This window comes from Pedococcus sp., assembly GCF_036554925.1.
Taxonomy (GTDB): Bacteria; Actinomycetota; Actinomycetes; order Actinomycetales; family Dermatophilaceae; genus Pedococcus_A.
Window position 1 is genome coordinate 1 of the sequence record NZ_DATBMI010000007.1, and the last position, 15,346, is coordinate 15,346.

The 15,346-nt window shown below is 71.8% G+C and carries 14 protein-coding genes; 12 read left to right on the plus strand and 2 right to left on the minus strand.

What is annotated here, in order from left to right; all coding sequences use genetic code 11:
• The 7 genes from VIB11_RS00515 to VIB11_RS00545 form a co-directional block, all read left to right on the plus strand.
• Nucleotides 1-1,225: sugar ABC transporter substrate-binding protein (locus VIB11_RS00515; protein WP_332027305.1), on the plus strand; the 1,225-nt coding region annotated here is incomplete at its 5' end.
• Nucleotides 1,226-1,459: 234 nt separating this feature from the next.
• The gene (locus VIB11_RS00520) at nucleotides 1,460-2,410 is read left to right on the plus strand and encodes a sugar ABC transporter permease (protein WP_332027306.1); all 951 of its coding nucleotides are present in this window, start codon (nucleotides 1,460-1,462) and stop codon (nucleotides 2,408-2,410) included.
• Nucleotides 2,410-3,225: a carbohydrate ABC transporter permease gene (locus tag VIB11_RS00525; RefSeq protein ID WP_332027307.1), complete on the plus strand. Its 816-nt coding sequence runs from the start codon at nucleotides 2,410-2,412 to the stop codon at nucleotides 3,223-3,225. The genes VIB11_RS00520 and VIB11_RS00525 overlap by 1 nt, the downstream gene beginning before the upstream one ends.
• A 4-nt stretch (nucleotides 3,226-3,229) precedes the next feature.
• The gene (dgoD, locus tag VIB11_RS00530; protein WP_332027308.1) at nucleotides 3,230-4,378 is read left to right on the plus strand and encodes a galactonate dehydratase; all 1,149 of its coding nucleotides are present in this window, start codon (nucleotides 3,230-3,232) and stop codon (nucleotides 4,376-4,378) included.
• 5 nt (nucleotides 4,379-4,383) lie between these two features.
• The gene (locus VIB11_RS00535) at nucleotides 4,384-5,034 is read left to right on the plus strand and encodes a bifunctional 4-hydroxy-2-oxoglutarate aldolase/2-dehydro-3-deoxy-phosphogluconate aldolase (protein WP_332027309.1); all 651 of its coding nucleotides are present in this window, start codon (nucleotides 4,384-4,386) and stop codon (nucleotides 5,032-5,034) included.
• Entirely contained in the window at nucleotides 5,031-5,984 is a 954-nt protein-coding gene (locus VIB11_RS00540; protein WP_332027310.1) for a sugar kinase, read from the plus strand. Before VIB11_RS00535 ends, VIB11_RS00540 begins: the two co-directional genes overlap by 4 nt.
• A 48-nt stretch (nucleotides 5,985-6,032) precedes the next feature.
• A complete protein-coding gene (locus VIB11_RS00545; protein WP_332027313.1) occupies nucleotides 6,033-6,647 on the plus strand; it encodes a gluconokinase in 615 nt (204 codons plus the stop codon).
• A 15-nt stretch (nucleotides 6,648-6,662) separates the two neighbouring features.
• Here VIB11_RS00545 and VIB11_RS00550 read toward each other — a convergent pair whose 3' ends face one another.
• Together VIB11_RS00550 and VIB11_RS00555 are read right to left on the minus strand one after the other, a co-directional pair.
• Nucleotides 6,663-7,460 carry a tryptophan-rich sensory protein gene (locus VIB11_RS00550; protein WP_332027315.1) on the minus strand — a complete coding sequence of 266 codons (798 nt, stop codon included), beginning with the start codon at nucleotides 7,458-7,460 and terminating at the stop codon, nucleotides 6,663-6,665.
• A 177-nt stretch (nucleotides 7,461-7,637) separates the two neighbouring features.
• Complete coding sequence (locus VIB11_RS00555) at nucleotides 7,638-7,913, minus strand: hypothetical protein (RefSeq protein ID WP_332027317.1); 276 nt, start codon at nucleotides 7,911-7,913, stop codon at nucleotides 7,638-7,640.
• Between the two features lie 256 nt (nucleotides 7,914-8,169).
• Here VIB11_RS00555 and VIB11_RS00560 point away from each other — a divergent pair, with 256 nt between their 5' ends.
• The 5 genes from VIB11_RS00560 to VIB11_RS00580 all read left to right on the plus strand — a co-directional run.
• Entirely contained in the window at nucleotides 8,170-9,648 is a 1,479-nt protein-coding gene (locus VIB11_RS00560) for a hypothetical protein (RefSeq protein WP_332027319.1), read from the plus strand.
• Nucleotides 9,649-9,850: 202 nt separating this feature from the next.
• Nucleotides 9,851-12,439 (plus strand): ATP-dependent chaperone ClpB, encoded by a 2,589-nt coding sequence (gene clpB, locus VIB11_RS00565; RefSeq protein ID WP_332027321.1) that lies wholly within the window; start codon nucleotides 9,851-9,853, stop codon nucleotides 12,437-12,439.
• A 101-nt stretch (nucleotides 12,440-12,540) separates the two neighbouring features.
• Complete coding sequence (locus tag VIB11_RS00570) at nucleotides 12,541-12,990, plus strand: hypothetical protein (RefSeq protein WP_332027323.1); 450 nt, start codon at nucleotides 12,541-12,543, stop codon at nucleotides 12,988-12,990.
• The gene (locus tag VIB11_RS00575; RefSeq protein WP_332027324.1) at nucleotides 12,987-13,949 is read left to right on the plus strand and encodes a TIGR03885 family FMN-dependent LLM class oxidoreductase; all 963 of its coding nucleotides are present in this window, start codon (nucleotides 12,987-12,989) and stop codon (nucleotides 13,947-13,949) included. Before VIB11_RS00570 ends, VIB11_RS00575 begins: the two co-directional genes overlap by 4 nt.
• A gap of 9 nt (nucleotides 13,950-13,958) precedes the next feature.
• Nucleotides 13,959-15,346 (plus strand): alpha-amylase family protein (locus tag VIB11_RS00580; protein ID WP_332027326.1); only part of this gene is annotated, 1,388 nt, incomplete at its 3' end.

Here is a 15,346-nt window from a genome sequence, read left to right on the forward strand (position 1 = left end):
CGGTGGGGGCGGCGAGCAGAGCGCAGGGTCCAAGACCGTGCGCGTGACGCTCGCCAACCACGTGTGGACGGAGAACATCAAGAAGGCCCTGCCGGAGTTCGAGAAGGAGTCCGGCCTGAAGGTCGAGATCACCCAGCTCGGCGAGGACCAGCTGTCCGACCAGTACAACGTCAAGCTCAACGCCGGTTCGAGCGACCTGGACGTGATGATGTACCGCCCCCTGCAGGAGGGGAAGCTCTTCGCGAAGAACAAGTACCTCGCCGACCTGACGGAGAAGGCGCAGTCCAACAAGGAGTGGGACTGGAGCGACTTCAAGCAGGGCCCGGTGCAGGCGACCACGTACGAGGAGAAGGTCGTCGGCGTCCCGCTCATCACCGAGCAGGAGGTCCTCTACTACCGCAAGGACCTGCTCGAGAAGGCCGGCTACACCAACCCGCCGAAGACCCTCGACGAGCTCAAGACGATGGCCGCCAAGATCAAGGCGGACAACCCCGGCGTGGCCGGCTTCGTGGCCCGCACCGGCAAGTCCCCGGCCGTGACGCAGTTCTCCAGCTTCCTCTACTCCTTCGGCGGTGACTTCGTCGACGAGAGCGGCAAGGCGGCGGTCAACAGCCCCGAGGCCAAGCAGGCCTACGCCTTCTACGGCGGCCTGATCAAGGACCTCGGCCCGGCGAACGTCAGCACCGACATGGGCTGGCCCGAGGCGATGGCGATCTTCACCCAGGGCAAGGCGGCCTTCTACACCGAGGCGAACTCGCTCTACAAGAACGCCACCGACCCGGCCAAGTCCAAGGTCAGCGACACCGTCGGCTTCGCCGCCTTCCCGGAGGGCCCGGCCGGCTCCAAGCCCTACGACATCCCGTCGTGGGCCCTCGGCGTGAACGAGTCCTCGGAGAACCAGGACAACGCCTGGAAGTTCATCGAGTGGGCCACCAGCAAGGCCCAGACCCTCGAGAACGAGAAGGCCGGAGTCCCCGGCGGCCGCACGTCGGTCTCCTCCGACCCCGCCGCGACCGCGACCTACCCGAAGGACCTCGTCGAGGCGAACGCCGCGATGTCCAAGAACGGCGTCGGCCACGACCGCCCGCTCGTGGTCAAGGTCGCGGAGGCCCGCGAGATCGTCGGCCAGCCCATCGTCGACGCCATCACCGGCAAGGACGCGGCTGCCTCGGCAGACGCCGCCAACGAGGCGTTCCAGAAGTTCCTGGACGACGAGAACAAGTAGCACCCTCGCCGGGTGAGGCCGGCCGGGTGCCCGAGCTCTCGGGCGCCCGGCCACCGGCCCACCCGGCCACCGGTCCACCCGGCCACCGGTCCACCCGCCCACCGGTCCACCCGGCCACCGGCACACCCGGCCACCGGCACACCCGGCCACCCGGCCACCGGGCCACCGGGCCACCCGGCCCCCCACGTCACGACCCGCGACACCACCCGCGACACCACCCGCGACGGAGCACGCATGGCTGCCACGACCACCACCCCCAGCACCGCGAGGGAGACCAGCCTCACCACCTCCCCCAGCACGCCCGCCTGGGCACGCTGGGCAAACCGCCACCGCAAGTGGCTGTTCGCCGCCCCGGCGATGGTCTTCGTCGCCCTCCTCATCGTCTTCCCGGTGGTGTGGACGGTGTACCTCAGCCTCACCGACGCCGAGGGGTCGGTGCGCGCGGAGTCGGAGTTCATCGGCTTCGCCAACTACCTCGAGGTGCTCGGCGACACCGAGCGGTTCTGGCCGGCGGTGCTGCGCACGGTCGTCTTCACCGGCGGGGTGCTCCTCGTCGAGGTCGTGCTCGGCATGGCGATCGCGCTGCTGCTCTGGCGGCCCTTCAAGGGCGAGAAGTGGGTGCGTGTCGCCATCCTCCTGCCGCTGGTCGCCACCCCCGTGGCCGTCGGCATGATGTGGCGCCTCATCTTCGACCCCAACATCGGCCTGGCCAACCGTTTCCTCGCCTGGTTCGGCCTCGGCCCGTGGCCGTGGCTCGCGGGTGAGAGGACCGCGCTGCCGACGACGATGCTCATCGACATCTGGCAGTGGACGCCGATGATCGTGCTCATCCTCCTGGCCGGTCTGACGTCGCTGTCGGACGAGCCGCAGGAGGCGGCCATGATCGACGGCGCGAACGCCTGGCAGCGCTTCCGGCACGTCACGCTCCCGCTGCTCATGCCGACCGTCGTCGTGGCGGTCCTGCTGCGCGGCATCGACGCGCTGAAGACCTTCGACATCCTCTACGCCACCAAGGGCAAGGGCGGCGGTTCGTTCCACGAGGTCGAGACGCTCAACGTGTACGCCTACGGCCTGAGCTTCGACTACAACGAGTACGGCGTCTCCTCGGCGGTGCTCATCATCTTCTTCCTCATCATCATCGGCTCGATGTGGGCCGTCACCACTCGCCGGAAGGACGCCGCCTGATGCGAGCCCGCACTCCGTACAAGGTCTTCCGCGTCGCCGCCCTGGTCGTCGTGGTGCTGGCGCTGCTGGCCCCGCTGGCCTGGATGGTCGCCGCCTCGCTCAAGACCAACGTCGACATCTACAACCCCGACAAGGCGATCGTCTTCACGCCGACGTGGGACAACTACGACAAGGTGCTCCAGCAGGCGAACTACGTGCAGTTCATCGTCAACAGCCTCTGGGTCGCCTTCGCCGCGACCGCGCTGTCGATCCTGCTCGGCGTGCCGGCCGCCTACTCGATGAGCCGTTTCTCGATGCGGCGCTCGGCGCTCGTCGTGCTGATGGCCCGCATCATCCCGGCGGTCTCGCTGCTGGTTCCGTGGTACTACGTCTTCTCGAACCTCAAGATGGTCGGCGGCTTCACGGTGCTGATCCTCAGCCACATGTTCGTGTCGCTGCCGCTGATCGTCTACATCATGATGGGCTACTTCGACGGCCTCCCGCTCGAGCTGGAGGAGTCGGCCATGGTGGACGGTCTCACCCCCATCGGAGCCTTCCGCCGGATCACCCTGCCGCTCTCGACGCCCGGCATCGCCACCGCGGGGATCCTGTCGTTCATCTTCTCCTGGAACAACTTCATGTTCGCCCTGGTGCTCTCGAGCGCCGACACCAAGACGCTGCCGGTGGCGATCTTCGACTTCGTCGGCTACGCCAGCATCGACTGGGGCGGCCTGATGGCGGCCTCCACCGTCGTCACCCTGCCGATCATGCTCATCGCGCTCTTCGCCCAGAAGTACGTCGTCTCGGGCCTGACCGCCGGCGCGACGAAGGGCTGAGTCCATGACACGCATCACGAGGGTCGAGACCTTCCTCGTCGCTCCCCGCTGGCTGTTCGTCCGCATCGAGACCGAGAGCGGCATCGTCGGCTGGGGCGAGGCCACCTGCGAGGGCCGTTCCGAGACCGTCCGCACCGCGGTCGAGCAGCTCAGCGAGATCCTGGTCGGCCAGGACGCGCTGCGCGTCGAGGACCACTGGCAGGTCATGACCAAGGGCTCCTTCTACCGGGGTGGGCCGATCCTGGCCAGTGCCGTGTCCGGGCTCGACCAGGCGCTGTGGGACATCGCCGGCAAGCACTTCGGCGCACCCGTGCACCAGCTGCTCGGCGGTCCGGTCCGCGACCGGATCCGGGTCTACGGCTGGGTCGGTGGCGACGAGCCCGCCGAGGTCGCGGACCACATCCGCGAGCAGGTCGAGGCCGGCCTCACCGCGGTGAAGATGAACGCGTCGGGGCGGATGAGCCCGGTGGCCACCGTCGCCGAGATCGACGGCGTCGTCGAGCGCGTGGCAGCGGCGCGCGACGTGCTGGGGCACCACGGCGACGTCGCGGTCGACTTCCACGGCCGCTTCACCCTCGCCAACGCCAAGCGCGTCGCGCCGCTGCTGGAGCCCTACCGGCCGTTCTTCCTCGAGGAGCCGGTCGTCCCCGAGAACTCCCACCTCATCGGCGAGTTCGTCAGGTCGACCACCACGCCCGTCTCGACGGGGGAGCGGCTCTACAGCCGGCAGGAGTTCCTCCCGGTGCTCCAGGCGGGCATCGCCGTGGCTCAGCCGGACCTCTCGCACGCCGGCGGCATCACCGAGACCCGCAAGATCGCCTCGCTCGCCGAGGTCTACGACGTCCAGCTCGCCCCGCACTGCCCGCTCGGCCCGCTCGCGCTCGCAGCCTGCCTCCAGGTCGGGTTCGCGACGCCGAACTACCTGATCCAGGAGCAGAGCATCGGCATCCACTACAACCAGGGCGCCGAGGTGCTCGACTACGTCGTGGACACCGAGCCGCTGCAGTTCGTGGACGGGCACATCGAGCGGCTGACCGGGCCCGGGCTCGGCGTCGAGATCGACGAGCAGACGGTGCGCGCGGCCGACAAGCGCGGTCACGCCTGGCGCGGGCCGGTCTGGCGGCACGCCGACGGCTCGTTCGCCGAGTGGTGACGAGCGTGCCGACAGGTATGCCGTCGGGCGCGTTCGTCGACGCCCTCACCCGGGCGCGCGTGATGGCGATCATCCGCGGCATGGACGGTGAGGCCGCCGTCGCGACCTCGCTGGCGCTGTTCGACGAGGGGGTGCGGTTCGTCGAGATCTCGCTGACCACCCCGGGTGCCCGTGAGGCCATCGAGAGGGTCCGGGCCCAGCTGCCGGAGGGGGCCCAGATCGGCGCGGGCACCGTGCTGACGGCCGCCGACGTCGCCGACGTCGAGGCCGCCGGCGCCCAGTTCGTGGTCACCCCCGCCGTGACGCCGTCCATCGCGGTCGCCGCCGAGCGGGGCCTGCCGGTCGCTGCCGGTGCCCTCACCCCCACCGAGGCCTGGACCGCGGTGCAGCAGGGCGCGAGCGTCGTGAAGCTCTTCCCCGCCTCGATCGGTGGACCGGCCTACCTCAAGGCCGTCCGCGACCCGTTCCCGCACATCCCGTTCGTCGCGGTCGGGGGAGTGGGCCTGGAGGAGCTCGACGGCTACCTCGCGGTCGGCGCCATCGGTGTGGGGGTGGGCAGCCCCCTCGTCGGCGATGCCGCCTCCGGCGGAGACCTCGATGCGCTGCGCAGCCGCGCCCGCGCGTACGTCACTGCGGCAGAACGGCATACACGATGACGCGCCCAGCCGTCGAGGTGCTGACCTTCGGGGAGTCGATGGTGTCGTTCCGGTCGGACGGTCCCCTCGTCCAGGGGGGTCGGCAGACCGTGCGCCTCGCCGGCGCGGAGTCCAACGTCGCCATCGGGCTCTCGCGGCTCGGTCACACGGTCGCCTGGGCCGGCCGGGTGGGCGACGACACGTTCGGCCGCCTCGTGCTGCGCGAGCTGCGGGCCGAGGGTGTCGACACCAGCTGCGCTGTGGTCGACGGCATGCGACCGACCGGCCTGATGTTCGTGGAGCAGCGGTCCGCCGACCTGACAAGGGTGGAGTACCGCCGCGCAGGGTCGGCCGGCTCCGCCATCGGCAAGGACGACGTGGCCGAGGCCCTGCGCACCGCCCCGCACATCCTGCACGTCACCGGCATCACCCCTGCACTGTCCGGGACGGCGGCAGAGGCCGTGTCGTGGGCGGTCGAGTCGGCCCGCGCCGCAGGCGCTCTCGTCTCCTTCGACGTGAACTTCCGCGGCCGGCTCTGGAGTCGTGACCAGGCCCGCGAGTCGCTCGCACCGCTGGCCCGACGCGCCACGCTGGTCGTCGCGTCCGACGACGAGCTCGACCTGGTGGCCACCGGCGACGAGGACGCCGCGGTCGCCCACCTGCTCGACGAGGGCGTGCAGCAGGTCGCGGTCAAGCGCGGGCCCGCCGGCGCCAGCGTGCACACCCGAGCGGGGAGGGCCGACGCCCCCGCCGTGCCCGTGACCGCCATCGACCCGATCGGGGCGGGAGACGCCTTCAGCGCCGGCTACCTGTCGGGCGTCCTCGACGGCCTCGAACCCCCGGAGTGCCTGGCCCGCGCCGTGGCGACAGGTGCCTTCGCCGTCTCCTCGCGCGGAGACTGGGAGGGAGCGCCCACCCGGGCGGACCTCGACCTGCTGGCCAGCCACACCCCGGGTGCCACCCTCCGCTGACCAGCGCTGACCAGCGCTGACCCCGACCCCGACGAGATGAGAGCCTCCGTGACCACCACCCCCGCCGGAGTCGGCGCCCCGCTGGAGGCCCGCACGCCGCTCGACGTCAGCCTCCACACGCGGCACGTCGTGGTCATGGGCGTCTCGGGCTGCGGGAAGACGACGGTGGCGCACGGCCTCAGCAGCGCGACCGGCCTGCTCTTCGCCGAGGCCGACGACTTCCACTCCCGGGCCAGCGTCGAGAAGATGCGCGCCGGCATCCCGCTCGATGACGAGGACCGCTGGCCCTGGCTGCAGGACCTTGCCGCCTGGATGGCCGAACGGGCCGCCGAGGGGCGCTCCACGGTCATCGCCTGCTCCGCCCTCAAGCGTGCCTACCGCGACGTCCTCGCGGGCGGGCCGCCGTCGCTGGACTTCGTGCACCTCGACGGGTCGGCGGAGGTGATCCGCGAGCGGATGTCGAGCCGGGCGGGCCACTACATGCCTGCCTCGCTGCTCGACTCCCAGATCGCGACCCTGGAGCCGCTCCAGCCCGACGAGTCCGGCATCGTGCTCGACGTCTCCCTGTCGCCCGAGGAGCTGGTGGCCCGCGCCGTCACCGGGCTCGCCCTCCAGACCCGGCCCGGCATGCACCCCACGGCCGTCGACCACCCCACGGCCTAGTCGCGGTCGCGGTGGTCAGAGGGGTTCGATGCTCCGGCGCCTGACCCGCACCGCGGACCCGACGGCCACGACCGCGGCGGCCACGGCGGCCCATGCGGTGACCGTCGACTGCGGCTCGTCGGTGGCCCGGCCCACCGCGATCCAGAGCAGCCCCCACGCGATGGCGAGGGCCACGGCATACCGGCCGTCGAGCCGACGGGCGAGCATCACCCCCACCCCGGCCACGAGCACGAGGACCGCCACCGCCCACACCTCGCTCGCCGGCGACCCGGGGTCGGCGCCGCTCGAGACCAGCGCGGCAGTGACGTTGGCGCAGGTCGCCACGCACACCCAGCCGAGGTAGGCGCCGAAGGTGCCGTCCACGATGACGACCTCGGCGACGCCGTACGACGGCCGCTCGGTCAGGCGGCGCACCAGGACACCGAGCACCACCACCAGGGCGGCGATCACGACGACGCTGACCCAGATCCAGCCCTGCCGGGTGACGAGCAGCCACCCGGCGTTGAGCAGCATCGAGGCCGCGGCCAGCCAGCCGATGCGCCGGTGCCGGGTGTCGGTCGCCTGGTCCGGCAGCCACTGCCAGACGGTGTAGGCGGCCAGGCCGAGGTAGATCGCCGACCAGATCGAGAAGGCCGGACCGGCGGGGGCGAGCAGCGTGGCATCCGCGGCCAGGGCCCCGCCGGAGGACTCCTCGACCCGCGTCCCCCCGAGCAACCCGACGCCCACGAGGGTGCCGAGGACGCAGAGCACCTCGCTGACCGTCACGGCGACCTGCCGGGCGCGGTCGGTCGGCGTGGGGGTGGCTCTCGTCATGTCCCGCAGGCTAACTCGGGTCCGGCCGCTCGGCCCCGCCAGCGCCGGCAACCCGTGACGCCATGGTGTGCCTCGCGGCCACGCGACGCTGCCCGTTGCCGCACACGGATGGTGACGCACCGGTGCCCCGGCCCGCTCTGCGGACCGGGGCACCGGGTGCGGCTGTGAGCGTTGGGCTCAGGCGGCCGCGTCGGGTGTGATCGGGGCGTAGTCGTCGGCGGGGCCCCCGAGCGTGCCGTTGAGGGCTCCGTCGGTGTTGTTGTAGACGGCGCCGCGGTTGCCGTCGTTGCGGTCGGCGATGCGCTGGAACGCCTTCAGGTGTGCGTTGACAGCCTCGACCCGGACCGCTTTGGCCATCTTGGCGGGGTCATCCGGCTTGTCGGCGCTGGCGGGGCCGGCGGCGAGGGTGGTCACGGCCAGTCCCGCTGCGGCGAGGATCGCGGTGGCGGTCACGGTACGTCGTTGTGCTCGCAAGGGTTTCCTCCTGGTATCGACGGGCCGACCCCACAGGGGCTGGCTTCCGCGACCCCAAGCCGGAGAAGTTCTCAGGCAGGACCCTCGTGACCGTAAATTCTTGGCAAAAGGAATGCGCTGGTAGCCCGGTCGATCGGGGTGCCTGGCGCCGCCCGAGTCGCCGCGTCGCCTCGACGCGCCCCCGCTACGCGGCATTCCACGACGGGCAGGCGCTGATCGGAGAGACTTGGCGCCCATGGGCATGAGTGACGTGTGGCGGAGGGCGGGCGTCCCCGCGCGGGTCTGGCTGGCGGTGGTCGCCGCCGTGTTCGGGTTGGCGCAGGTCGTCCTCGTCGCCGACGTCCCGCTCGGCTGGGACGAGTCGGTCTACGCGAGCCAGACGGACCCGCGCCGGCCCGCCCTCGTCTTCTCGGCACCCCGGGCGCGAGGCATGTCCTGGCTGGTCGCCCCGATCCAGGCGGTCACCGGGTCTCCGGAGGCGCTGCGGGTCTACCTCGCCGTGCTGGCCGCCGTCGGTCTCTATGCCGCATATGCCGTGTGGCTCCGGGTCCGCGCGGACGGCTCGGTGCCGCTGGCTGCCCTGGCCCTGTCGACCCTGTGGGTGACCGTGTTCTACGGGCCGACGACGATGCCGAACGTCGCCATCGCCCTGGCGTGTGTGTTCGCCTCCGGGGCGCTGCTGTGCGACGCCCTCGGGCTCGCACCCGCATGGCTGCGGTGGGCGGGAGGCGCCGCGGTCGGCCTGGCCACGCTGGTCCGGCCCGGTGACGTCGCGCCGCTCCTCGGGGCGCTCGGTGTCGCCGTCCTCGCCCATCCGCAGTGGCGGCGCCGTGCCGTGCGGCTGCTGGTCCCGGCTGCCGTCGGGTCCGTTGCCGGTGCCGTCCCGTGGCTGGTGGAGGCGCAGCTGCGCTACGGCGGCATCCCGGCGCGGGTGTACCGCGCCCTGAGCACCCAGGGCACCGGGGAGCGCTTCGTGCCCGACTACCAGCTCCGGGCGCTCGACGGGCCGATCCTGTGCCGGCCCTGCGTCCGCGCGGACCAGCCCATCCCGGCCTTCGGGGTCGTGCTCTGGGTGGTGGGTGCCGCCCTCGTCGTCGCGGCGGTGTGGCTCGCCCTGCGTGAGCGGCGCACCGCGGCCCCGGGGGCCACCGAGGCAACGCTGCTGTCGGCCTGGGTGGGAGGGGTGCTCGCCTTCCCCTACCTGTTCCTCGTCGGGTACGCCGCGCCCCGGTTCATGCTGCCGGCCTACGCCCTGCTGGCGCTGCCGGTGGGCCAGGCGCTGCACCGCCTCAGCACCGCGCGCGGCGGCCGACTGCGCCTGGTCCCGGCCGGCCTGGTGGCGGTCGCCCTGGCCGCCCACTCCGTGGTGCAGTACCGGGTGCTCGAGGACGTCCTCTCGGCCCAGACCGCCTCCCGGACGCGCTGGGTGGCGGTGGCCGACGCCCTCGCCGCGCGCGGGGTCGCCCCGCCGTGCACCCTGCTGGGGCCCTCGTCGCCGACGGTCGCCTACGTCGCCGGCTGCGACGCGGTGACGATCCAGCGCCATGCCGGCGACGAGGCCTACTCCCTGGCCGACCTGCGTGCGGCCGTGGAGCGCGAGCGGGTCGCCGTGGTGCTGCGCGGCCGCGAGCCGCGGCCCGACTACACCCGTGGGTGGGTCCAGGTGCCGGCTCGCGAGCTGCCCAGCGGCTACCGGGTCCTCATCGCCCCGTAGGGCTGCGGCAGTGCCTGGCAGGCGGGTGCCGGGGCGGGTGGTGTGCCGTTCAACGGGCTCCTGAGGCCCGGGAAGCGGCACCGGCCACGCTCTCCCGGTGGGGGGGCCGTGCGGGCTGCAAGTTGAGCGGAATACACTCAACTTTGTGCGGGTTGCACCGCGTGAACCACCGCACGACACCACGCCCCAGGAGACGACACCCATGGAGTTGAAGCCGACTGCCAAGGTGGGCGAGGCACTCGCCGTCGCCCAGCGCGCAGCCCAGTCCGGCGGCCACGCCGAGATCACCCCCGCCCACCTCGTCCTCGCGCTCGCCGAGCAGCCGGACACCACGACCGCGGCCCTGCTCTCCTCGGCCGGCGCGTCCGCCGACGCCGTCGCGGCCGCCGCACGTGCTGCGCTCGGCAGGCTGCCCACGACGACCGGCGCCACCGTCGCCACGCCGGGCCTCGGGCAGCAGGCGCTGGCGGTGCTGCAGCACGCCACCACGCTGATGCAGGCCATGGGCGACTCGTTCCTGTCCACCGACGTCCTGCTCCTGGCCCTCATCGAGAAGGGGCAGGTCCGCGGCCTCGAGGGTCTCGACGCGAAGGCCGTCGAGGCGGAGATCCCGCGACTGCGCGGCGGCCACAAGGTGACGAGCGAGAACCCCGAGGCCACCGCGGAGGCGCTCGCGAAGTACGGCACGGACCTCACCCAGGCCGCCCGGGACGGCCGGCTCGACCCGGTGATCGGCCGTGACGCCGAGATCCGCCGCGTCGTGCAGGTGCTGTCCCGCCGTACCAAGAACAACCCGGTCCTCATCGGCGAGCCCGGCGTCGGCAAGACGGCTGTGGTCGAGGGGCTCGCCCAGCGCATCGTCGACGGTGATGTCCCGGAGTCGCTGCGGGACAAGCGGATCGTGAGCCTCGACCTGGGGGCCATGGTCGCCGGCGCGAAGTACCGCGGTGAGTTCGAGGAGCGGCTCAAGGCGGTGCTCGAGGAGATCAAGGACTCCGGTGGCCAGATCGTGACGTTCATCGACGAGCTGCACACCGTGGTCGGTGCCGGCGCCACCGGCGAGGGTGCCATGGACGCGGGCAACATGCTCAAGCCGTTGCTGGCCCGGGGCGAGCTGCGGCTGGTCGGCGCGACGACCCTCGACGAGTACCGCCAGCACATCGAGAAGGACGCCGCGCTCGAGCGGCGCTTCCAGCAGGTCTTCGTCGGTGAGCCGAGCGTCGAGGACACCATCGCCATCCTGCGCGGACTGAAGGAGCGCTACGAGGCGCACCACAAGGTCGAGATCGAGGACTCCGCGCTCGTCGCCGCCGCTGCCCTCTCCGACCGCTACATCAGCGGCCGGCAGCTGCCCGACAAGGCCATCGACCTCGTCGACGAGGCTGCCTCCCGGCTGCGCATGGAGATCGACTCCTCCCCGGTGGAGATCGACGAGCTCCGCCGCGCCGTCGACCGGCTCACGATGGAGGAGCTGCACCTGCAGGGCGAGAAGGACGAGGCCTCCCGCGAGCGCCTGGAGGCGCTGCGTCAGACCCTTGCCGACAAGAGCGAGCAGCTGGCCGGCCTCAACGCCCGCTGGGAGGCCGAGAAGTCCGGGCTCAACCGGGTCGGGGAGCTCAAGGCTCGACTCGACGAGGCCCGCACCCGTCTCGAGAAGGCCCGGCGCGAGTTCGACTACGAGACGGGCGCGCGCATCGAGTTCGGCGAGATCCCCGAGCTGGAGACGCAGATCGCGGCGGCGCTCGAGGCGGAGGGCACGGTCCGCGAGGACACCATGGTCAAGGAGCGGGTCGGCGCCGACGACATCGCCGAGGTCATCAGCGCCTGGACCGGCATCCCCGCCGGCCGGCTGCTCCAGGGCGAGACCGAGAAGCTGCTCAGCATGGAGTCGATCATCGGTGCCAGGCTGATCGGCCAGGAGGCCGCCGTCCGCGCCGTCAGCGACGCCGTGCGCCGCAGCCGGGCCGGCATCTCCGACCCGAACCGGCCGACCGGCTCGTTCCTCTTCCTCGGTCCGACCGGCGTGGGCAAGACGGAGCTGGCCAAGTCCCTGGCCGACTTCCTGTTCGACGACGAGCGGGCCATGGTCCGCATCGACATGAGCGAGTACAGCGAGCGGCACGCCGTCGCCCGGCTCATCGGTGCCCCGCCCGGCTACGTCGGCTACGAGGAGGGCGGCCAGCTCACCGAAGCGGTTCGTCGCCGGCCCTACTCCGTCGTGCTCCTCGACGAGGTGGAGAAGGCCCACCCCGAGACGTTCGACATCCTGCTGCAGGTGCTCGATGACGGCCGGCTCACCGACGGCCAGGGCCGCACGGTCGACTTCCGCAACGTGATCCTCGTGCTGACCTCGAACCTCGGTTCGCAGTTCCTCATCGACCCGGTGATGTCGCGGGCAGACAAGAAGGAGGCGGTCCTGGGCGCGGTGCGGGCGGCCTTCAAGCCGGAGTTCCTCAACCGGCTCGACGAGGTGGTCGTCTTCGACCCGCTCTCCACCGAGGACCTCGGCCACATCGTCGAGCTGCAGGTGCGCGAGCTGGCGACCCGTCTCGCCGACCGCCGGGTCACCCTGGAGGTCACCGAGGCAGCGCGCGAGTGGCTGGCGCTCACCGGTTACGACCCCGCCTACGGCGCCCGGCCGCTGCGGCGCCTGGTGCAGAAGGAGATCGGCGACCGCCTCGCGAAGGCCCTGCTCGGGGGCGAGGTCCGCGACGGCGACACCGTCGTGGTCGACCGCGACGACGCCCTCGACTCGCTGGTCGTCCGGCCGGCGGAGGTCACTGCCGCCTGAGCCGAGCACCTCTGACGTCGGACGGGGGTGTGCCGCGAGCAGGCGGCGCACCCCCGGTTCGTCGTCGCGCGGGGAGAGGGCGTCCCCACCAGACTGGGCCCATGAGCAGTGACGCACTGGACCGCAGGCCCCAGGGGGCCACCGCCGCCACCGTCGCGGCGGTGGGCAAGGTGAGCGAGGCCTTCGAGGCCATCGAGGAGGTCCGCGGCAGGCTCTACGGCCTGCACCGTCTGGTGGGCACCGCTGACCTCGCGCTCGGCGAGGCCGTCGAGATGCTGCGCAGGGCCGGCCACGACGAGCTCGCCGACACCATCGACCGCGAGATGGTCGGCCGCAACGTGCTGCCGGGCATGTGGACGTTCCAGATCGTGGAGGCGTTCGACGCCGGGTACTACGCCGACTTCCAGCGCATCGAGAAGCTGGTGCGCGACGAGCTCATGGGCGGGCAGCAACACGTCTACGAGGCCGAGATGAAGGAGCGCGAGCGCACCAAGGGCCGGCACGGGCACGAGGCCTCGCCGGCGGACCTGCCCGTGGAGGACCTGCGATGACCCGGTTCGGCTTCCATGCCAGCCACGAGCAGATCAGCCCCCGCCGGCTGCTCGCCGATGTCCAGCACGCCGAGAAGGCGGGCTTCGACATGGCGATGTGCTCCGACCACTTCTCGCCGTGGAGCGAGAAGCAGGGCCACTCGGGCTACACGTGGGCCTGGCTCGGGGCGGCGCTCGCCACCACGTCGCTGCGTCTCGGCTGCGTCAGCGCACCCGGGCAGCGCTACCACCCCGCGGTGCACGCCCAGAAGATCGCGACGCTGGGGCAGATGTTCCCCGGGCGGTTCTGGGTGGCGCTCGGCAGCGGTGAGGCGAGCAACGAGCACATCACCGGCGACGGCTGGCCCCGCAAGGAGGTCCGCACCCAGCGCCTCGAGGAGTGCGTCCACGTCATCCGTCGCCTGCTGCACGGCGAGGAGGTCAGCCACGACGGCCTCGTCACGGTCGACCGGGCGCGGGTGTGGGACCTGCCCGACCCGGTGCCGCCGCTCATCGGCCCGGCGGTCTCGGTCGAGAGTGCCGCCCGGGTGGCGGCCTGGGCCGACGGCCTCGTGACGGTCAACCAGCCCGTGGAGACGCTGCGCCAGATCGTCGACGCCTACCGCGGTGCCGGCGGCACGGGGCCGCTCGCGCTGCAGGTGCACCTGTCGTTCGCCGCGACCGACGAGGAGGCCCTGGCGATCGCGCACGAGCAGTGGGGCGGCAACGTCTTCGGCCCGCCGATCTCGTGGGACATCGAGACGGCCGAGGCGTTCGACGTGCTGTGGCAGAAGGTCCAGCCGGAGGAGGTCCGCGGCCCGGTGAACGTCTCGCCGGACCTCGGGCAGCACCGGGCCTGGCTGGCGGAGTACGCCGAGCTCGGCTTCGACGAGATCTACCTGCACCACGTCGGGCAGCAGCAGGAGGCCTTCATCGCCGCCTTCGGCGAGCACGTCCTGCCCGAGCTGCGCCGCGCCTGAGGAGGCCCCGTGACCACGCGCCTGTCCAACACCAGCGACCTGTGGTGGAAGAACGCCGTCATCTACTGCGTCGACATCGAGACCTACTTCGACTCCGACGGCGACGGCGTCGGCGACATCGCCGGGCTCACCCAGCGGATCGACTACCTGGCCGAGCTCGGCGTGACCTGTCTGTGGCTGATGCCCTTCTACCCCACGCCCGACCGCGACGACGGCTACGACGTCACCGACCTCTTCGGGGTCGACAGCAGGCTCGGCCACCTCGGCGACCTCGTCGAGCTCATCCGCACCGCGAACGACCGCGGCATCCGGGTCATCGCCGACCTCGTCGTCAACCACACGTCGAACCAGCACCCGTGGTTCAAGGCGGCCCGGCGCAGCAAGGACAACCCCTACCGCGACTACTACGTCTGGCGCTCCGACCCACCGCCCGACACGAAGGACAAGGTCGTCTTCCCCGACAAGGAGGACAGCATCTGGGAGCCCGACGAGAAGACGGGCGAGTGGTACCTCCACCACTTCTACAAGCACCAGCCCGACCTGAACTTCGCCAACCCCGCCGTGCGCGACGAGATCGCCAAGTCGATCGGCTTCTGGCTCCAGGTGGGGATCGCCGGCTTCCGCGTCGACGCCGTGCCCGTCCTCATCGCCGACGTCGACACCGCGGGCGACGACGTGCCGGGCGACCCGCACGAGTACCTCAAGGCCCTGCGGGCCTTCCTCGGCCGGCGGCGCGGCGACGGCATCCTGCTCGGCGAGGTCAACCTGCCGCACCAGGAGCAGAAGCGGTACTTCGGGGGCAGCGCCGGTGACGAGCTGAACATGATGTTCGACTTCATCACGATGCAGTCGATGTACCTCTCCCTCGCCCGCGAGGACGCCCGGCCCCTGGCCAGGGCCCTCAAGGCGCGACCGCCGATCCACGAGGACTGCCAGTGGGCGACCTTCGTGCGCAACCACGACGAGCTCACCCTCGACAAGCTGAGCGAGAAGGACCGGCAGGAGGTCTTCGCCGCCTTCGGCCCCGAGCCGGAGATGCAGCTCTACAGCCGGGGCCTGAAGCGGAGGCTGCCGCCGATGATGGGCGGTGACCCGCGCCGGGTGCGCATGGTCTACAGCCTGCTGTTCTCCCTCCCGGGCACGCCGACGCTGTACTACGGCGAGGAGATCGGCATGGGGGAGGACCTCGACGCCGAGGGCCGGCTCGCGGTCCGGACGCCGATGCAGTGGACCTCCGGCCCGCACGGCGGCTTCTCCACGGTCGAGGACCCCGGCCGGCGGCCCGGCCCGGTCGTCGACGGCGGCTTCGCCCCCGAGTTCGTCAACGTCGCCGACCAGCGGCACGACCCCGACTCGCTGCTGTCCTTCCTGAAGCTGCTCGTCCGGCGCTACCGCGA